16 protein-coding genes and 1 pseudogene are annotated in these 18,222 nt (G+C 66.8%); 14 read left to right on the top strand and 3 right to left on the bottom strand.

Annotation, left to right across the window (positions count from 1 at the left end; genetic code table 11):
• Positions 1-185 precede the first annotated feature (185 nt).
• On the top strand, positions 186-1,616 hold the full coding sequence (locus C5F48_RS06130) for a Glu/Leu/Phe/Val family dehydrogenase (RefSeq protein ID WP_107663030.1): 1,431 nt from the start codon (positions 186-188) through the stop codon (positions 1,614-1,616).
• Between the two features lie 54 nt (positions 1,617-1,670).
• Here C5F48_RS06130 and C5F48_RS06125 read toward each other — a convergent pair whose 3' ends face one another.
• Entirely contained in the window at positions 1,671-2,300 is a 630-nt protein-coding gene (locus C5F48_RS06125) for a cation efflux transmembrane domain-containing protein (RefSeq protein ID WP_107663029.1), read from the bottom strand.
• Positions 2,301-2,374: 74 nt separating this feature from the next.
• Here C5F48_RS06125 and C5F48_RS06120 point away from each other — a divergent pair, with 74 nt between their 5' ends.
• The 9 genes and pseudogenes from C5F48_RS06120 to C5F48_RS06085 all read left to right on the top strand — a co-directional run bounded on the left by C5F48_RS06120 (position 2,375) and on the right by C5F48_RS06085 (position 13,051).
• Entirely contained in the window at positions 2,375-2,866 is a 492-nt protein-coding gene (locus tag C5F48_RS06120; protein ID WP_107663028.1) for a MerR family transcriptional regulator, read from the top strand.
• Between the two features lie 52 nt (positions 2,867-2,918).
• Complete coding sequence (locus C5F48_RS06115; protein ID WP_107663027.1) at positions 2,919-4,169, top strand: sarcosine oxidase subunit beta family protein; 1,251 nt, start codon at positions 2,919-2,921, stop codon at positions 4,167-4,169.
• Positions 4,170-4,181: 12 nt separating this feature from the next.
• Positions 4,182-4,700: a hypothetical protein gene (locus tag C5F48_RS24765; RefSeq protein WP_146170562.1), complete on the top strand. Its 519-nt coding sequence runs from the start codon at positions 4,182-4,184 to the stop codon at positions 4,698-4,700.
• Positions 4,700-4,963 carry a sarcosine oxidase subunit delta gene (locus C5F48_RS06110; protein ID WP_107663026.1) on the top strand — a complete coding sequence of 88 codons (264 nt, stop codon included), beginning with the start codon at positions 4,700-4,702 and terminating at the stop codon, positions 4,961-4,963. Before C5F48_RS24765 ends, C5F48_RS06110 begins: the two co-directional genes overlap by 1 nt.
• Positions 4,960-7,882, top strand: a pseudogene (locus tag C5F48_RS06105) (sarcosine oxidase subunit alpha family protein). Before C5F48_RS06110 ends, C5F48_RS06105 begins: the two are co-directional and overlap by 4 nt.
• Positions 7,875-8,417: a sarcosine oxidase subunit gamma gene (locus tag C5F48_RS06100; protein WP_107663025.1), complete on the top strand. Its 543-nt coding sequence runs from the start codon at positions 7,875-7,877 to the stop codon at positions 8,415-8,417. The pseudogene C5F48_RS06105 and the gene C5F48_RS06100 overlap by 8 nt, the downstream one beginning before the upstream one ends.
• A gap of 188 nt (positions 8,418-8,605) precedes the next feature.
• Positions 8,606-10,540 carry a DNA primase gene (gene dnaG / locus C5F48_RS06095; protein WP_107663024.1) on the top strand — a complete coding sequence of 645 codons (1,935 nt, stop codon included), beginning with the start codon at positions 8,606-8,608 and terminating at the stop codon, positions 10,538-10,540.
• A gap of 105 nt (positions 10,541-10,645) precedes the next feature.
• Entirely contained in the window at positions 10,646-12,643 is a 1,998-nt protein-coding gene (gene rpoD / locus C5F48_RS06090; RefSeq protein WP_107663023.1) for an RNA polymerase sigma factor RpoD, read from the top strand.
• Positions 12,644-12,652: 9 nt separating this feature from the next.
• The gene (locus tag C5F48_RS06085; RefSeq protein WP_107663022.1) at positions 12,653-13,051 is read left to right on the top strand and encodes a hypothetical protein; all 399 of its coding nucleotides are present in this window, start codon (positions 12,653-12,655) and stop codon (positions 13,049-13,051) included.
• Between the two features lie 55 nt (positions 13,052-13,106).
• Here C5F48_RS06085 and yghX read toward each other — a convergent pair whose 3' ends face one another.
• Positions 13,107-13,994 (bottom strand): YghX family hydrolase, encoded by an 888-nt coding sequence (gene yghX / locus C5F48_RS06080; RefSeq protein WP_107663021.1) that lies wholly within the window; start codon positions 13,992-13,994, stop codon positions 13,107-13,109.
• 226 nt (positions 13,995-14,220) lie between these two features.
• On the opposite strand from yghX, the gene nrdR reads away from it, so the two are divergent.
• Together nrdR and ribD are read left to right on the top strand one after the other, a co-directional pair.
• Positions 14,221-14,688: a transcriptional regulator NrdR gene (gene nrdR / locus C5F48_RS06075; protein WP_107663020.1), complete on the top strand. Its 468-nt coding sequence runs from the start codon at positions 14,221-14,223 to the stop codon at positions 14,686-14,688.
• A gap of 14 nt (positions 14,689-14,702) precedes the next feature.
• Positions 14,703-15,773, top strand: a complete 1,071-nt coding sequence (gene ribD / locus C5F48_RS06070; protein ID WP_107663019.1) for a bifunctional diaminohydroxyphosphoribosylaminopyrimidine deaminase/5-amino-6-(5-phosphoribosylamino)uracil reductase RibD — start codon at positions 14,703-14,705, stop codon at positions 15,771-15,773.
• Positions 15,774-15,787: 14 nt separating this feature from the next.
• On the opposite strand, the gene C5F48_RS06065 is transcribed toward ribD, so the two are convergent.
• The gene (locus C5F48_RS06065) at positions 15,788-16,216 is read right to left on the bottom strand and encodes a VOC family protein (RefSeq protein WP_107663018.1); all 429 of its coding nucleotides are present in this window, start codon (positions 16,214-16,216) and stop codon (positions 15,788-15,790) included.
• A 130-nt stretch (positions 16,217-16,346) separates the two neighbouring features.
• On the opposite strand from C5F48_RS06065, the gene thyX reads away from it, so the two are divergent.
• Entirely contained in the window at positions 16,347-17,267 is a 921-nt protein-coding gene (gene thyX, locus C5F48_RS06060) for an FAD-dependent thymidylate synthase (RefSeq protein WP_107663017.1), read from the top strand.
• Between the two features lie 3 nt (positions 17,268-17,270).
• Positions 17,271-18,104 (top strand): DUF3800 domain-containing protein, encoded by an 834-nt coding sequence (locus C5F48_RS06055; protein WP_107663016.1) that lies wholly within the window; start codon positions 17,271-17,273, stop codon positions 18,102-18,104.
• Positions 18,105-18,222: the final 118 nt, after the last annotated feature.

Genomic DNA, 18,222 nt, shown 5'->3' with positions numbered 1-18,222 from the left:
CAGGGAAATATGACGGAAACGGCGCCGGCCGCGGGGCTGGCCGAGGCCGCTGCCCCTGCCGGCCCCGGCAGCGGCCCGCTTTTGACGACGGGTCAGGCGCGGATGCGGGGTGCAATCCCGGGTTTCCGCCTCTAGGGTGTTCGCGGCATCCCGCTGCGGGGGCCGGAGCAGACAGGAGGATAGTCATGCACGTCGCTGGTGAACCGAGCTTTCGCGAGTCCGTCGATCTGATGTTCAACCGGGCCGTCGGCCTGATGGATCTCTCGCCGGGGCTGGAGCAGAAGATCCGGGTCTGCAACTCCACCTATACCGTGCGCTTCGGGGTGCGGCTGCGCGGCAAGATCTTCACCTTCACCGGCTACCGCTCGGTGCATTCCGAACATATGGAGCCGGTCAAGGGCGGCATCCGCTATGCGCTGTCGGTCAGCCAGGACGAGGTCGAGGCGCTGGCGGCGCTGATGACCTACAAATGCGCGCTGGTCGAGACGCCGTTCGGCGGCTCCAAGGGGGGGCTCTGCATCGACCCGCGCGCCTGGGACGAGCACGAGCTGGAGCAGATCACCCGCCGCTTCGCCTATGAGCTGATCAAGCGCGACCTGATCAACCCGGCGCAGAACGTGCCCGCGCCCGACATGGGCACCGGCGAGCGCGAGATGGCCTGGATCGCCGACCAATACGCCCGGATGAACACCACCGACATCAACGCCAAGGCCTGCGTCACCGGCAAGCCGCCGCATGCCGGCGGCATCCGTGGCCGGGTCGAGGCGACGGGGCGGGGCGTACAATACGCGCTGCGCGAGTTCTTCCGCCATGCCGAGGACAAGGCCAAGGCCGGGCTTTCCGGCGATCTCGACGGCAAGCGGGTCATCGTGCAGGGGCTGGGCAATGTCGGCTATCACGCCGCCAAGTTCCTGTCGGAGGAGGATGGCGCGATCATCACCGGCATCATCGAGCATGACGGCGCGCTGGTGTCGGAGACCGGGATCGATGTCGAGGCGGTGCGGCAGTGGATCACCAAGACCGGCTCGGTGAAGGGCTATCCGCTGGCCACCGTGGTCGAGGACGGCGCCTCGGTGCTGGAGGAGGCCTGTGACATCCTGATCCCGGCGGCGATGGAGGGGGTGATCACGCTGGCCAATGCCGACCGGATCAAGGCCCCGCTGATCATCGAGGCGGCGAACGGGCCAATCACCTATGGCGCCGACGAGATCCTGCGCAAGCGCGGCGTGGTGATCATCCCCGACATGTATGCCAATGCCGGCGGGGTGACGGTCTCCTATTTCGAATGGGTGAAGAACCTCAGCCACATCCGCTTCGGCCGCATGCAGCGCCGGGCGGAGGAGGCGCGCAGCCGGGCGCTGGTGGAGGAGCTGGAGCGGCTCTCGGCCGATCAGGGGCTGGGCTGGCAGCTGATGCCGGACTTCAAGCAGAAGTTCATGCAGGGCTCGGACGAGCTGATGCTGGTGCGCTCGGGTCTCGACGACACGATGCGCGCCGCCTATCAGGCGATGCGCGAGGTCTGGCACAGCCGCAATGATGTCGAGGATCTGCGGGTGGCGGCCTATATCGTGTCGATCGACCGGGTGGCCAAGACCTACCGCTCGAAGGGGCTGTAAGCCGCCTTTCATTCGGCGCGGCGGCTTGCGCCGCCGCGTCTTCCTCCGGCGGGCTCAGGCCATCGCCGCCTCGCGCCGCTCGGCCAGGGCCTGGCGCAGGATCTGGAACGAGGAGGACAGGAACAGCCCCGACATCAGCCCGGCGACCAGCAGGTCTGGCCAGGCGGCGCCGGTCAGCGCCACCGCGCCGGCCGCGCCCATCACCGCCACATTGCCCACCGCGTCGTTGCGGCTGCAGAGCCAGACCGAGCGCACATTGGCGTCGCCATCCTTGTAGCGCATCAGGATCACCACGCTGGCGAGATTGGCCGCCAGCGCCAGCGCACCGACCACGCCCATCACCGAGGCCTCGGGCACGCCCAGCACCATCAGTTGCCAGAGCGTCGAGCCGAAGACCCAGAGCCCCATCGCGCCCAGCGAAAGCCCTTTCAGCAGCGCGACCTGCGCCCGCCGGGCCAGCGGCATGCCGATGACCGCGAGGCTCAGCCCGTAGGTCAGCGTGTCGCCCAAGAAATCCAGCGCGTCGGCCCGCAGCGCCTGCGACCCGGCCAGCGCCCCGGCGGTCATCTCGACGAGGAACATCGCCCCGTTGATCGCGATCACCAGCCAAAGCGCGCGGCGATAGGCGGGCGACAGCCCCTCGAACCGCGGCGGGGCGGCGTGGCAATGGCATCCGGCTGACATGGGGAACTCCGTTTGTATCTGCGTCGAGTCGGGCGTAACATCTACAGTCGCTGTAGCTGCAAGGAGTTTTTTTCATGTCTATCACCATCGGCGAAGTCACCATCGGCGAGGCCGCCCGGCTGAGCGGCGTGAAGGTGAACACGATCCGCTTCTACGAGGACCGCGGGCTTTTGCCCGCGCCCCCTCGCTCGGACGGCAACCAGCGGCTCTACGGCGATGACCATGTGGCGCGGCTGCGCTTCATCCGCCACGCGCGCGATCTGGGCTTTCCGCTGCCCGAGGTGGCCGAACTGCTGGACCTCGCCCACCGGCCCGAGGCGCCCTGCGATGCGGCCGACGCCATCGCCCGGCGCCAGCTGGCCGAGGTTCAGCGGCGGATCTCGCAATTGCAGAGCCTCGCCGGCGAGCTGGAGCGGATGATCGGTTTCTGTGCGCATGACCGGGTCGCGACCTGCCGCATTCTGGAAACGCTCGCCGATCATGCACTCTGCGCCACGGATCACCATGCTGGCCGAGATGCGACGTCGGATGTCGCGATAGGAACAGCATCGCACGCCGGTCCTTGAAACTTGGGATCAACCCGGTTCAAGCTGCCGGGAAACGAGGGGGCAGGGCGCGATGCGATATTCCGGGCTGAAGGTGATTGCCGAGGGGCTGGCCGGCAACCGGGGCTGGCGCGGCATGTGGCGCGACCCGGCGCCGAAGCCGGAATATGACGCGGTGATCATCGGCGGCGGCGGGCATGGGCTCGCCACGGCCTATTACCTCGCCAAGACCTTCGGCCTGACCAATATCGCGGTGCTCGAGAAGGGCCACATCGGCTCCGGCAACATCGGGCGCAACACGACCATCGTGCGCGCCAACTACTTCCTGCCCGGCAACTCCGAGTTCTATTCCCATTCGCTGAAGCTCTGGGAGGGGTTGGAGGCGGATCTGAACTACAACGTGATGCATTCGCAGCGCGGGCTGATCAACCTGTTCCACTCCGACGGCCAGCGCGACGCCTTCGTGCGGCGCGGCAACGCGATGATCAACCAGGGCGACGACGCGATCCTTCTGGACCGCGAGGGAGTGCGCGAGCATCTGCCCTATCTCGATTTCGAACAGACCCGCTTTCCGATCTACGGTGGCCTGCTGCACCCGCGCGGCGGCACCGCGCGGCACGATGCGGTGGCCTGGGGCTATGCGAGGGGGGCCGACCGGCGCGGGGTGGATCTGATCCAGAATTGCGAAGTGACCGGGATCGATATCGAGAACGGCCGCGTCACCGGCGTGCAGACCACGCGCGGCGCGATCCGGGCGAAGAAGGTCGGCATGGTCGCCGCGGGCCGCTCCGGTCAGGTGGCGGCGATGGCCGGGATGCGGCTGCCGGTCGAAAGCCACATCCTGCAGGCCTTCGTCACCGAGGGGCTGAAGCCGGTGATCGACCATGTGATCAGCTTCGGCATGGGGCATTTCTACATCAGCCAGTCCGACAAGGGCGGGCTGGTCTTCGGCGGCGATCTCGATTTCTACGCCTCCTACGCCAGCCGCGGCAACCTGCCGATGGTCGAGCATGTGATGGAGGCCGGCATGACGCTGATGCCGATGATCGGCCGCGCCAAGGTGCTGCGCTCCTGGGGCGGCATCATGGACATGACGCCCGACGGCTCGCCGATCATCGACCGCACGCCGGTCGAGGGGCTCTACGTCGATTGCGGCTGGAACTACGGCGGCTTCAAGGCGGTCCCGGCCTCCGGCTGGTGCATGGCGCATCTGATGGCCACCGACCAGCCGCACGAGGTCGCCCGCCGCTTCCGCCTCGACCGTTTCGCCACCGGCCATCTTCTCGACGAAGAAGGCACCGGCTCGCAGCACAACCTGCACTGAGGAAATGATGTGATGATTAGACCAATCGTCGAGTACGCAGCCTTAGATTGCTCACATAAATCAAACTACGAGTATAAGATTTTTGATGATGTTGAGTGTAGCTCTCACTCATACTGGGGCGAAATTGTAGGGCGTCTAAAGACCTCCAATGGGTTGTACATCTTCTATGATAGCGTCTCTAAGCCTCTATACGTCGGAATCGCGCCGTCACAAACAATCTGGGTGCGCGCTAACCAATCCTATAACAAGTTTCGAGATCGCCAAGCTAGACTGGTTGGAGTAAAACACCCTTCAAGCAACGTAATGTACAATCCCTCGCAAGTGCGCCCCGTTCGCAGAACCGGTTTCACGCTTGCAGATGTGGCGTCGTACTTCTCGGCTTATGAGGTCTCGCCAGATCTATTGGGCGGACTAGAAGCATTCGCCATCAGGGCCTTTGGTGGTGCGTTGCTGAACACCAAAATGGAAGGAAATGGCGGACTTGGATTGGCGCCAGTTGAAGTCGAATCAAGCTCGACTGAGGAAGACTGATGCGCATCACCTGCCCCCTCTGCGGCACCCGCGACCGGCGCGAGTTTTATTACTACGGTGCGGAGGATTACCTGCACCGTCCCGCGCCCGATGCCGCGCCGGAGACCTGGGACGACTACCTGCATCTGCGCGACAACCCGGCCGGGGAGACGCGCGATCTGTGGTATCACGAGCTGGGCTGCGCCTCCTGGCTGGTCGTCACCCGCAACACGGTCACGCATGAGATTTCCGCGGTCGAACTGGTGGCGGAGGTCTCGGCATGAGGATCGACGGCAAGGGACTGGTCGACCGCTCCACCCGCATCGACTTCCGCTTCGACGGGCAGGCGCTGACGGGGTTCGAGGGCGACACGCTGGCTTCGGCGCTGCTGGCCAATGGCGTTAAGCTGGTCGGGCGCAGCTTCAAGTATCACCGCCCGCGCGGCATCCTCACCGCCGGATCGGAGGAACCCTCGGCGCTGGTCGAGATCCTCGAGGGCAATCAGCAGACCCCGAACGTCCGCGCCACGGTACAGGAGCTGCACGAGGGGCTGGTCGCCCGCAGCCAGAACCGCTGGCCCTCGCTGAAATACGATCTTCTGGCGGTCAACGATCTGGCCGCGCCCTTCCTCTCGGCGGGGTTCTACTACAAGACCTTCATGTGGCCGCGCGCCTTCTGGGAAAGCCTGTACGAGCCGATGATCCGCCGCGCCGCGGGGCTCGGCAGCCTGTCGGGGCAGCACGACGATGCGGCTTACGAGAAGGCCTATGCCTTCTGCGACCTGCTGGTGATCGGAGCGGGGCCGACGGGGCTGATGGCCGCGCTCACCGCCGCCCGGGCCGGGGCCGATGTGATCCTCGCCGACGAGGACGCGAGGATGGGCGGACGGCTGCTGGCCGAGACTGCGCCGCTGGATGGCGGTCCGGCGGTCGACTGGGTGGAGCGGGTGCTGGCCGAGTTGCGCAGCATGCCCAATGTCCGGCTGATGACCCGCACTGCCGTGACCAGCGTGCATGACGACGGCACCTATGGCGCGCTGGAGCGGGTGGGGCTGCATCTTGCGCCCGCGGCCGATCTGCCGCGCGAGTGCTTCTGGCGCATCGTGGCGCGGCAGGCGGTGCTGGCGGCGGGCGCGCTGGAGCGGCCCATCGCCTTCGCCAACAACGACCGCCCCGGCGTGATGACCGCCAGCGCGATCCGCACCTATCTCAACCGCTATGGCGTGGCGCCGGGCCGCAAGGTGACGCTGTTCGCCAACAACGACGAGGCCCGCCGCACCGCCCGCGACCTGATCGCCGCCGGCGTCAGCGTCGCCGCCATCATCGACAGCCGCCCCGACGCCGCCCCCGAGGACGGCTGCCGCGTCATCGCCGGCGGCACGGTCACCGACACCAGGGGCCGTCACGCGCTGAGCCAGATCAGCGTCAGCCACCCCGGCGGCAGCCTGACGCTCGACACCGATTGCCTCGGCATCTCCGGCGGCTGGAACCCGACGCTGCACCTGACCTGCCACCTGAACGGCCGCCCGACATGGGATGCGGGGCTGGCGGCCTTCGTGCCGACACCCGGCGCGGTGCCGGGGCTGATCCCGGCCGGGGGGGCTAAGGGCCTGTTCTCCACCGCCGCTTGCCTTGCCGACGGGCGGCGCGCGGCGGTCGAGGCGCTGGGCGCGCTCGACCTCACCGCCCCCGAGATGGCGCTGCCCGAGGCGGAGGATGCGGCCTACACCCTGCACCCGCTCTGGGCCGTGCCGGGGAAGGGCCGGGCCTGGCTCGATTTCGCCAATGACGTGACGGTGAAGGACGTCGAACTCGCCGCGCAGGAAAGCTTCCGCTCGGTCGAGCACATGAAGCGCTACACCACGCAGGGCATGGCGCCGGATCAGGGCAAGAACTCCAACGTGGGCGCGCTGGCGGTGCTGGCCGATACCACCGGCCGCGGCATCCCCGAGACCGGCACCACCACCTTCCGCCCGCCGTTCAGCCCGGTCTCCATCGCCGCGATGGGCGCGGGCGGGCGGGCCGAGGGCTTTGCCCCGCAACGCTTCACCACCTCGCACCGGCCCACCGTCGAACGCGGCGCGCCGATGATCGAGGCCGGGCTCTGGTATCGCCCGAGCTATTTCCCCAAACCCGGCGAGACCACCTGGCGCGAGGCCTGCGACCGCGAGGTGCGCATGGTGCGCGGCTGCGTCGGCGTCTCCGACGTCTCGACCCTGGGCAAGATCGACATCCAGGGCGCCGATGCCGCGCGCTTCCTCGATCTGGTCTATACCAACACCTTCTCCACCCTCCCGGTCGGGCGGGTGCGCTACGGGCTCATGCTGCGCGAGGATGGCCATGTGCTCGACGACGGCACCACGGCGCGGCTGGGCGAGCAGCACTACCTGATGACCACCACCACCGCCGCGGCGGGGCTGGTGATGCGGCATCTCGACTTCGTGCAGCAGGCCTTCTGCAAGGGCTGGGACGTCCGCACCATCTCGGTGACCGAGGCCTGGGCGCAATTCGCCATCGCCGGGCCCAAGGCCCGCGCGCTGCTGAACTCGCTGCTCGATGCGCCGCTCAGCGACTTCCCCTTCATGGCCTGCGGCGCCGTCAGCGTCCACGGGACGCCGGCGCGGCTGTTCCGCATCTCCTTCTCCGGCGAGGAGGGCTATGAACTCGCCGTCCCCGCCCGCTATGGCGAGGCGCTGTTCCGCGATCTGGTGAACCGCGCCGAAACCCTCGGCGGCGGCCCCTACGGGATGGAGGCGCTGAACGTGCTGCGGATCGAGAAGGGCTTCATCACCCATGCCGAGATCCATGGCCGCACCACCGCCTTCGACATCGGCATGGAGGGCATGGTCTCGGCCAAGAAGGACTGCATCGGCAAGGCGGCGGCACAGCGCCCGGGCCTCGTCGGCCCGGCGCGCGAGCAGCTGGTGGGCCTGCGGCCGCTTGGCGATCAGGCGCCCACGGCCGGCGCGCATCTCTTCACCCTGGGCGAGGAGGGTGAAGCGCGAGACCGATCAGGGCTATGTCACCTCGGTCTGCTGGTCGCCGACGCTGGGCCATTGGCTGGCGCTGGGCTTCCTGCGCAACGGCCGCGCCCGCAAGGACGAGACGGTGCGGCTGGTCGACCATCTGCGCGGCATCGACATCCTCTGCGAGGTCACCCATCCGGTTGTGCATGACAAGGAAGGAGTGAAGCTCCGTGGCTAGTCTCATCGCCCGCTCACCGCTCGCCGGCCAGGCGCCGCTGGTCCTCGGCCGGCTGCGGCTGGCGGAGGGCCGGCCCGGCCCGATCACCTCGCTGGCCCGGCTGAAGGACCGCCCGCTGGACGCGCTGCTGGAGGCGGCGGGGCTGAGTTTCCCGGCGCCGAACAGCATGGTCAGCACCGAGACGCACCGTCTGGTCTGGACCGGGCGCGATCAGGCCTTCCTCTTCGGCCCGCCGCTCGAGGGGTTGGGCGCGGCCTGCGCCGCGACCGACCAGTCCGATGGCTGGGCCAGCCTGCTGCTGGAAGGGCCGGGGGCGGAGGAGGCGCTGATGCGGCTCGTCCCGCTCGACCTGCGGCTGACCGCCTTCCCGCAGGGCCGCACCGCCCGTGCGCCGCTGAACCACATGCAGGCGATCCTGATGCGGACCGGGCCGGAGGCCTTCACCGTGCTGGTGTTCCGCTCGATGGCGCAGTCGGCCTGGCACGAGATCGGCACGGCGATGCGGAGTTTGGCGGCGCGGGCGGCGATCGGCTGAGGGCGTGCTCGGGGCCGCGCGTCCTTCGTTGGAACCCTGCTGCCGGCAGGGTTTCCGGGCGCTTAGAACCCCCGAGGATAGTTAGGCCAAGATGAAAAGGGGAAGGGGGCTTGGCGTGACGCCGCCCTGCGCAACCGGGCTGTTGCGCGCCGCTGGACTTGCGCGGCCTCAGCCCCGATATAGGGAGCATGAGCCTGCCCCCCGGATTCCTCGACGAACTGAACAACCGCATCTCGCTCAGCCAGGTGGTCGGGCGCAAGGTGACGTGGGATCTGCGCAAGTCGAACCAGGGCAAGGGCGACATGTGGGCGCCGTGCCCCTTCCATCAGGAAAAATCGGCCAGCTTCCACGTCGACGACCGCAAGGGCTTCTACTACTGCTTCGGCTGCCACGCGAAGGGCGACGCCATCGGTTTCATCAAGGAGACCGAGAACGTCAGCTTCATCGAGGCGGTCGAGATCCTCGCCCGCGAGGCCGGGATGCCGATGCCTGCCCGCGACCCGCGCGCGGCGCAGAAGGCCGACCACCGCACCCAGCTGGTGCAGGTGGTGGAGGAGGCGGTGAAATACTACCGCCTGCAGCTCCGCTCCGGCGCGGGCGCGGCGGCGCGCGACTATCTGGCCAAGCGCCGGCTGGGGCAGGAGGGGCAGGACCGTTTCGAGCTGGGCTTTGCCCCCGATGCGCGGCAGGGGCTGCTGAATGCGCTGAAGGCCAAGGGGTTTTCGCCAGAGCTCATCGTCGCCTCCGGCGTCTGTGCCAAACCCGAGGATGGCGGCGAGCCCTATGACCGGTTCCGCGGCCGGATCATCTTTCCGATCCGCGACGGGCGGGGCCGGGCGATCAGCCTTGGCGGGCGGGCGATGGACCCGAACGCCCGGGCGAAATACCTCAACGGCCCCGAGACCGAGCTCTTCGACAAGGGCCGCAACCTCTACAACCACGGCCCGGCGCGCGAGGCGGCGGGCAAGGGGCAGCCCCTGGTGGTGGCCGAAGGCTACATGGACGTGATCGCGCTGAGCGAGGCGGGGTTCCATGCCACGGTCGCGCCGTTGGGCACTGCCGTCACCGAAGCGCAGCTGCAGCTGATGTGGCGCATCCATGCCGAGCCGGTGATCGCGCTCGACGGCGACACCGCCGGCATCCGCGCCGCGCTGAGGGTCATCGACCTCGCCCTGCCGCTGCTGGAGGCGGGGCAGGGGCTGCGCTTTGCGGTGATGCCGCCGGGGCTCGACCCCGACGACCTGCTGAAGTCGCAGGGCGCGCCCGCGATGCAAAAGGTGATCGAGACCGCGCAGCCGATGGTCAACCTGCTGTGGCGGCGCGAGACCGAGGGCAAGGTCTTCGACAGCCCCGAGCGCCGGGCGGCGCTGGACAAGACGCTGCGCGCGGCGATCCTGCGGATCAAGGACCCCTCGATCCGCCACCATTACGGCGAGGAGATCAACCGGCTGCGGCGGGAGATCTTCGGGTCGCTGCCGAAACGGTCCTTCACCGCCTTCGGCAAGGGCTTCCGCAAGGATGCGCCGCAGCCGCCGGCGGCCGCCACCCGCGCCTCGCTGCTGGCGAGCTCGGCCTCGGAGCATGTCGAGGACGAGATGCGGATCGCCGTCATCCTCGCCACGCTGGCGGTGCATCCGAACCTCGTGCACCGCTTCGAGACCTCGCTGGAGCTGCTGACGCTGCAGAGCCTCGACCACCAGCGGCTGCGCTCGGCGCTGCTGGCCGAGGCGGACACGCCGGATGTGGTGATGGCGCGGCAGAATCTGGCGGCGAACGCCGGCCAAGCCCTTGAAAGACTGCTCGAGCTCACCCATGTCCGCATCTGCCCGCCCGTGCGCAATCCGCAGGATACCGAGAAGGCGATGATGTGCCTCGCGGAGGAGCTGGCCAAGCTGGAAGCCCGGCGCGGAGCGAGACAGGAAATCGAGGATGCGGTGGAAGACTTGTCGGGATTGGCCGACGAAGGTCTGACATGGCGTCTCTCGCAGGCCGCTGCGGCGCGTCATCGCGCCGACAGATCGCGTCTGGACGACTCATCCGACTTGGGCGAAGACCGGTCAGCCCTGTCGAAACACCTGCAAAACTTGATCGACGGGCAGGTCTGGGTAAAGAAAAAAGGCTAATGCGCTTCCCCCTTCTGTGATTCGCGCTATTGATTCGATAGACCGGCTGGAACGATTCGAACCTATCCGGCTTATACCTCTCGGCCCCGCCCCCTAGGAGCATCCATGGCAGTCAAAGACACCGACGACGGCAAACCCGAAGAGCAGGACGCCGAATCCTCTCTCGATATGAGTCAAGCCGCCGTCAAACGGATGATCGCCGATGCCCGTGAGCGCGGCTACATCACCTATGACCAGCTGAACGCCGTCCTGCCGCCCGAGCAGGCCTCGTCCGAGCAGATCGAGGACGTGATGTCGATGCTCTCGGAAATGGGCATCAACGTCATCGAGAATGACGAGGCGGAAGAGGGCGAGACGGCGGGCGAGCTGGTGGAGACCACCTCCTCCTCGCGCGAGATTGCCGTCTCCGGCACCTCGGCCGAGGCGCTGGACCGCACCGATGACCCGGTGCGGATGTATCTGCGCGAGATGGGCTCGGTCGAACTCCTCAGCCGCGAGGGCGAGATCGCCATCGCCAAGCGGATCGAGGCCGGGCGCAACACGATGATCGCCGGGCTCTGCGAAAGCCCGCTGACCTTCCAGGCCATCACCATCTGGCGTGACGAGCTTCTGTCGGAAGACATCCTGCTGCGCGACGTGATCGACCTCGAGGCGACCTTCGGCCGCTCGCTCGACGGCGACGACGAGCTGGAGGGCGCCGGGCTGGAAGGCGTCGACGTGACGGCGGCCCCCGCCGCGCCGCGCCGCAACGGCGCCGAGGAGCCGGAGCTCGACGCCGACGGCAACCCGATCAGCCGCGCCGAGGAAGAGGATGACGACGACGAGGCCTCGGCCATGTCGCTCGCCGCGATGGAGGCCGCGCTGAAGCCGCGCGTGCTGGAGACGCTGGAGCTGATCGCCCGCGACTACGCCACGCTGGCCGAGATGCAGGACCTGCGGATGTCGGCGACGATGAACGCCGAGCGGCGGTTCTCGCAGACCGACGAGGCGGCCTATCAGAAGCTGCGTTCCGAGATCGTGGTGCTGGTCAACGGGCTGCACCTGCACAACAACCGGATCGAAGCGCTGATCGACCAGCTCTACGGCATCAACCGCAAGATCATGGCGATCAACTCGGGCATGGTGAAGCTGGCCGACGCGGCCCGCATCAACCGCCGCGAGTTCATCGAGGAGTATCAGGGCTACGAGCTCGATCCCTCCTGGGCCGACCGCATGGCGGCCAAGGCCGGGCGGGGCTGGCAGGCGCTGATGGAGAAGAGCCGCGACAAGGTCGAGGATCTGCGCAACGACATGGCGCAGGTCGGCCAGTATGTCGGCGTCGACATCAGCGAGTTCCGCCGCATCGTCAACCAGGTGCAGAAGGGCGAGAAGGAAGCGCGGCAGGCCAAGAAGGAGATGGTCGAGGCCAACCTGCGTCTCGTGATCTCGATCGCCAAGAAATACACCAACCGCGGTCTGCAGTTCCTCGACCTGATCCAGGAAGGCAACATCGGCCTGATGAAGGCGGTGGACAAGTTCGAATACCGCCGCGGCTACAAGTTCTCGACCTATGCGACCTGGTGGATCCGTCAGGCGATCACCCGCTCCATCGCAGATCAGGCGCGGACCATCCGCATCCCGGTCCACATGATCGAGACGATCAACAAGCTGGTCCGCACCGGCCGGCAGATGCTGCACGAGATCGGCCGCGAGCCGACCCCGGAAGAGCTGGCCGAAAAGCTGCAGATGCCGCTGGAGAAGGTCCGCAAGGTGATGAAGATCGCCAAGGAGCCGATCTCGCTCGAAACGCCGATCGGCGACGAGGAGGACAGCCAGCTCGGCGATTTCATCGAGGACAAGAACGCGATCCTGCCGCTGGATTCCGCCATTCAGGAGAACCTGAAGGAAACCACGACCCGGGTTCTGGCCAGCCTCACCCCGCGCGAGGAGCGGGTTCTGCGGATGCGCTTCGGCATCGGCATGAACACCGACCACACGCTCGAGGAAGTCGGCCAGCAGTTCAGCGTGACCCGCGAGCGCATCCGCCAGATCGAGGCGAAGGCGCTGCGCAAGCTCAAACACCCCAGCCGGTCGCGGAAGCTGCGCAGCTTCCTCGACCAATAGGAAGACGCGATGAAAACCTTGCTTGCCGCGCTGGCCCTGGGTGGGGCCCTGACCGGGGCCCTCACCGTCCCGGCCCATGCCTTCCGGGCGCAGAACGATCTGATCGTCGACGGGTCGGGGACCGAGTTCCACGTGCAGGCCTCGCCGGGGCAGGGGGCGTCGCAATCCTGGTGCGCGGCGGGTGATTACGTGATCCGCGATCTCGGGATGGCGCCGACCACCCGGATCTGGCGCACCTCCGAGCCGCCGCGGCGGCAGGGTCAGGGCGTCAGCTTCTCGCTGACCCCGGAGGGCGCGGCCAGCAAGACCGGGCTTCTGGTGCTCGGGGCCGAGGGCGCCTCGCTCACCGCGGCCTTCGCCCAGCAGCATTGCTTCCGCTATCCGGAGCAGGACGACGACGACAGCTGAGCCTTTAGGCCGGTATCGAGAAAGGCGCAGGGCGATGGCCCTGCGCCTTTTGCGTTCAGGCGAGGTTTTCCTTGAAGAACTCCACCGTCCGCTGCCAGGCCAGCTCTGCCGCCGCCTCGTCGTAGCGCGGGGTGGAGTCGTTGTGGAAACCGTGGTTCACGCCGGGGTAGATGTGGGCCTCGTAGTCGACGCCCGCCTCCTTCAGCGCCGCCTCATAGGCCGGCCAGCCCTCGTTCACCCGCTCGTCCATCTCGGCGTAGTGGATCAGCAGCGGCGCCTCGATCTTCGACACATCCGCCGGGTTCGGCTGGCGACCATAGAAGGGGACGGCCCCGCCCAGCTCCGGATAGGCTACCGCCGCCGCATTGGCGACGCCGCCGCCATAGCAGAAGCCGGTGATCCCCACCTTGCCGGTGGATTGCGGATCGGCCATCAGGAACTCGACCGCCGCGAAGAAGTCGTTCATCAGCTTCTCGGGATCGACCGAGGATTGCAGCTCGCGGCCCTTCTCGTCATTGCCCGGGTAGCCGCCGACCGTGGTCAGCCCGTCCGGCGCCAGCGCGAGGAAGCCGTCCTTGGCCAGCCGCCGCGCCACATCCTCGATATAGGGATTGAGCCCGCGGTTCTCATGCACCACCACCACCGCGGGCCAAGGGCCCTCGCCCTCGGCAGGCCGCACCCGGTAGCCGCGCACCTCGCCATGACCGTTGGGCGAGGGATACATGATGTATTCGCCGACGATGCTCTCGTCGTTGAAGCTGACCTGCTCGGCCAGCGCATAGTTCGGGCTCATCATCGACAGGATCGCCGCCGCGGTCAGACCGCCCACCGCGAACTTGCCGGCGCGGTCGAGAAACTCGCGTTTGCTGATCTTGCCATGCGCGTAATAGTCGTAAAGCTCCAGCAGCTCCTGATCGAAGTCCTTGGCCGTCATCCGGGTCATCGGGGTCTCCCTGTTTCATTGATGCGCATCAAGGGTAGCCCGGTTGCGCCGGAAGTCGCCATCACAGCCGCGTCAGCGATTGAGTCTCCCGCGCCACAGGTTCGCCCCCTCATCTAGTGGTGGGAACTTTCCCCTGTGCAACAAATCGACCCTTGCCTATAGTCTTGTGGATAAGAAGGGGTGCAACCCCCGATGAGGCAGGCACCGGACAATCGAAGGGGGAGGCATGCGCTGCCCATTCTGCGGAAACATCGATACCCAGGTCAAGGACAGCCGTCCCGCGGAGGATCACGTCTCGATCCGTCGCCGGCGCTTCTGCCCGGCCTGCGGCGGCCGCTTCACCACCTATGAGCGGGTGCAGCTGCGCGACCTCGTGGTCATCAAATCCTCCGGCAAGCGCGAGGATTTCGACCGCACCAAGCTGGAACGCTCGATCCGCATCGCCATGCAGAAGCGGCCGATCGACCCGGAGCGCATCGACCAGATGATCTCGGGCATCGTGCGGCGGCTTGAATCGCTGGGCGATACAGACATCTCCTCCAAGGTGATCGGCGAGATCGTGATGGAAAGCCTCGCCCGGATCGACACCGTGGCCTATGTGCGCTTCGCCAGCGTGTACAAGAACTTCCAGGCCGCCGACGATTTCGACAAGTTCGTCTCGGAACTGCGGCCCGCCGGCGCCGTCGAGGAGTGAGCGACGCGCGCTACATGGCGCTCGCGCTCTCCCTCGGGGCGCGGGGCCTCGGGCGCACCTGGCCCAACCCCGCCGTCGGCTGCGTCATCGTGCAGCGCAACCGCATCGTCGGTCGCGGCTGGACCCAGCCCGGCGGCCGCCCGCATGCCGAGGTCATGGCGCTGCGGCAGGCGGGGGAGGCGGCGCGCGGCGCCACCGCCTATGTCAGCCTCGAACCCTGCGCCCATCACGGCAAGACCCCGCCCTGCGCCGAGGCGCTGATCGCGGCGGGCGTATCGCGGGTGGTGACGGCGCTGGAAGACCCCGATCCCCGGGTGGCGGGCCGCGGCCATGCCATGCTGCGCGCGGCGGGGATCGAGGTGACTGAAGGGGTGATGGGGGCCGAGGCGGCGGAGGCCAATGCCGGCTTCCTGAAGCGCGTGACCCAAGGGCTGCCGCTGGTGACGCTGAAGCTCGCCACCACGATTGATGGCCGTATCGCCACCGCCTCCGGCGAGAGCCGCTGGATCACCGGGCCCGAGGCGCGTCGCGCCGTGCATGGGCTGCGGATGAGCCATGATGCGGTGATGGTGGGCGCGGGCACGGCGCTCGCCGACGACCCCGACCTCACGGTGCGCGACATGGGGGCAGGGCATCAGCCGGTCCGCATCCTGATCGACAGCCGGCTGCGCCACAGCCCGGAGAGCCGCCTCGGCCGCACGGCGGATCAGCACCCGGTCTGGATCTGCCACGGCCCCGGCGCGCCGACGGCGGCGCGCGAGGCCTGGGCGCGGACGGGCGCGCTGCTGCTGGACTGTCCGGAGACCGATGGTCGCATCGACCTGCGCGCGGCGCTGGCGCTGCTGGCCGGCAGGGGCCTGACCCGCATCCTCTGCGAGGGCGGGGCGCAGCTTGCCGCGAGCCTGGTGGCCGGGCGGCTCTGCGACGCGCTGCTGCTGTTCCAGGCCGGAAAACTGATCGGGGCCGAGGGCCATCCCGCCCTCGGCCCCCTCGGCCTCCCGCTCCTCGCCGCCGCGCCGCGCTTCCGCATGGTGGCGGCGGAAGCGGTGGGCGAGGATCTCATGCAGCGTTGGCTGCCCGAGTGATCACCCCCGCCTGATCACCAATGCCCGGTGTTGGGCATCGAGACCCAGGGTTCCGCCGGCTCCAGCGGGTCGCCTTCCTGCAGCAGCTCGATCGACACGTTGTCGGGGCTGCGCACGAAGGCCATGTGCCCGTCGCGCGGCGGGCGGTTGATCACCACGCCATTGGCCTGCAGATGGGCGCAGAGCTCGTAGATATTGCCGACGCGGTAGGCCAGATGGCCGAAGTGGCGGCTGTCGGACGGCAGGCCCTCGTCGCCATCCCAGTTGTAGGTCAGCTCCACCGGCGTCTCCGGCTGGCCCGGCGCGGCCATGAACAGCAGCGTGAAGCGGCCCTTCTCGTTGTCGATCCGCCGGGTCTCTTCCAGCCCCAGCAGCTTGAAGAACGCGACCGTCGCGTCGAGATCCTTAACCCGGACCATGGTGTGAAGGTATTTGAGCTGCATCTTGGTCTCCTTTTCGTCGGGCAGGACAGTAGCACGCGGAGCGGCGAAGGAAAGGCGACCGCGTTACCGGTTTTCAAATCCCCGTCCACGCCCTAAACAGGGCCAAACCGTCCAGCCGGAGGCCCCGCCCATGCCGATCACCCCCGAACAACAGGCCGAGATCGAGGCGGCCCGTGGCGCCCCGCAGGCCACGCTGCGCGCCGTCAGCCCCGGCATGGAGGCGCATCTCTACCGCGCGCATGAGGTGCTCGACCACGGCTTCATCCGGGTCATCGACTACATGGGCGACGACGCCGCCATCGTGCAGGCCGCCCGGGTGTCCTACGGCGCCGGCACCAAGCATGTGTCGAATGACGAGGGGCTGATCCGCTACCTGATGCGGCACTGGCACTCCACCCCCTTCGAGATGTGCGAGATCAAGCTGCATGTGAAGCTGCCGGTCTTCGTCGCCCGGCAGTGGATCCGCCACCGCACGGCGAATGTGAACGAATATTCGGCCCGCTATTCGATTCTCGACCGGGAGTTCTATATCCCGCATCCGTCCCAGCTTGCCGCGCAGAGCACGGTGAACAACCAGGGCCGCGGCGCGGTGCTGGAGGGCGAGGAGGCGGCGCGGGTGCTGGAGATCCTGAAGTCCGACGCCGGCCGGGCCTATGACAATTACGAGGCGATGCTGTCGCCGGAGGGCCCCGACGGCGCCCCGCAGCAGGGCCTCGCCCGCGAGCTGGCGCGGATGAACCTGCCGATGAACATCTACACCCAGTGGTACTGGAAGGTGGACCTGCACAACCTGTTCCACTTCCTCCGCCTGCGTGCCGACGCCCATGCGCAATACGAGATCCGGGTCTATGCCGACGAGATCTGCAAGGTGGTGGCCGACTGGGTGCCCTTGGCCTTCGCCGCCTTCGAGGATTACCGGATGGGCGGGGTGAACCTGTCCGGCAAGGCGATGGCCTGCCTGCGGCGGATGCTGAAGGGCGAGACCGTGACGCAGGAGAGCTCGGGCATGTCGAAGGGCGAGTGGCGGGAGTTTATGGCGGCGGTGGGGTGATGAATGAAGTTTATTTTCTTAGATGACTCTAGGCAAAAGAATCCAAAGCGGGCTCGTATGGGGCCTTTGGTCGGAGTTGGAGGGATTATCGTTGACGCAGACGCGTTAGGCAGTCTGGAATCCGAGATCGATTTGATTTGTACGAAGAGCTATCGGTTTCCGGCTCGAGCGATGTTCAAGTGGTCGCCGGGAAGCGGCGATTGGTTTCGGAGCGCAATCATTGGTGAAGAGCGTGAGGCATTTTACGCTGATGTGCTTTTGGCTTGTAAAAATCATGCCGCTAGGGCTGTAGTCGCGGTTTGCGACGTGACAAAAACGAAGGCAAATTCCAGTGCGACTGATAGCGAGATCGATGCGCTAATTCTAACGTTGGAGCGATTTCACACGTCTTTGTCCTCCTCTGAACCGGGGTTTGTTGTTGTCGCAAAGCCATCAGGCGGCACAACGTCCGAGAACAAAATGCTCGCAACCTGTATGGAGCACAAATCTATCGGCACCGATTACGTTAAGTTTTCTAAACTTGCTCAAAATCCTGTTGTGATGCAATCGGCGCATTCTCGTGTTTTGCAGGCCGCAGATTTGGTAGTGTCGGTGACGACTGCCATGGTGTCCGGCAATACAGAGTATGCTGAGAAAATTTTCCCTATGGTGTCGCGGTTATTCTTACGCGACTGGCGCGGACTAATCGGTGGTACTGGATTAAAGGTGCATCCATTTCTTCTCTACAAGAATTTGCACTTTTGGGTCCTTCAAGAAGACGCGTATGCAAAGGGATCGACAGGTTGGTCGCTCCCTGAAAACTCTTGCCCATATGCAAGTAATCCATTGATATATTAGCACCTCGTAGGGTGCGTATTCATTGCGCACCATGATCCGGGCGCCGCATAGGTGCGCAATGAATGCGCACCCTACGGGGTCCGCCCTGAACAACCCCCATACCATTGATTTTGCGATG

The sequence above is a fragment of the Cereibacter changlensis JA139 genome (assembly GCF_003034985.1).
Lineage (GTDB): Bacteria > Pseudomonadota > Alphaproteobacteria > Rhodobacterales > Rhodobacteraceae > Cereibacter > Cereibacter changlensis.
This window is presented reverse-complemented; position numbering and strand designations above follow the sequence as displayed.

Coding starts and splice junctions, on each gene's coding strand:
- C5F48_RS06130 (WP_107663030.1), top strand. CDS start 186: ATGCACGTCGCTGGTGAACCGAGCTTTCGCGAGTCCGTCGATCTGATG.
- C5F48_RS06125 (WP_107663029.1), bottom strand. CDS start 2,300: ATGTCAGCCGGATGCCATTGCCACGCCGCCCCGCCGCGGTTCGAGGGG.
- C5F48_RS06120 (WP_107663028.1), top strand. CDS start 2,375: ATGTCTATCACCATCGGCGAAGTCACCATCGGCGAGGCCGCCCGGCTG.
- C5F48_RS06115 (WP_107663027.1), top strand. CDS start 2,919: ATGCGATATTCCGGGCTGAAGGTGATTGCCGAGGGGCTGGCCGGCAAC.
- C5F48_RS24765 (WP_146170562.1), top strand. CDS start 4,182: ATGATTAGACCAATCGTCGAGTACGCAGCCTTAGATTGCTCACATAAA.
- C5F48_RS06110 (WP_107663026.1), top strand. CDS start 4,700: ATGCGCATCACCTGCCCCCTCTGCGGCACCCGCGACCGGCGCGAGTTT.
- dnaG (WP_107663024.1), top strand. CDS start 8,606: ATGAGCCTGCCCCCCGGATTCCTCGACGAACTGAACAACCGCATCTCG.
- rpoD (WP_107663023.1), top strand. CDS start 10,646: ATGGCAGTCAAAGACACCGACGACGGCAAACCCGAAGAGCAGGACGCC.
- C5F48_RS06085 (WP_107663022.1), top strand. CDS start 12,653: ATGAAAACCTTGCTTGCCGCGCTGGCCCTGGGTGGGGCCCTGACCGGG.
- yghX (WP_107663021.1), bottom strand. CDS start 13,994: ATGACCCGGATGACGGCCAAGGACTTCGATCAGGAGCTGCTGGAGCTT.
- nrdR (WP_107663020.1), top strand. CDS start 14,221: ATGCGCTGCCCATTCTGCGGAAACATCGATACCCAGGTCAAGGACAGC.
- ribD (WP_107663019.1), top strand. CDS start 14,703: ATGGCGCTCGCGCTCTCCCTCGGGGCGCGGGGCCTCGGGCGCACCTGG.
- C5F48_RS06065 (WP_107663018.1), bottom strand. CDS start 16,216: ATGCAGCTCAAATACCTTCACACCATGGTCCGGGTTAAGGATCTCGAC.
- thyX (WP_107663017.1), top strand. CDS start 16,347: ATGCCGATCACCCCCGAACAACAGGCCGAGATCGAGGCGGCCCGTGGC.
- C5F48_RS06055 (WP_107663016.1), top strand. CDS start 17,271: ATGAAGTTTATTTTCTTAGATGACTCTAGGCAAAAGAATCCAAAGCGG.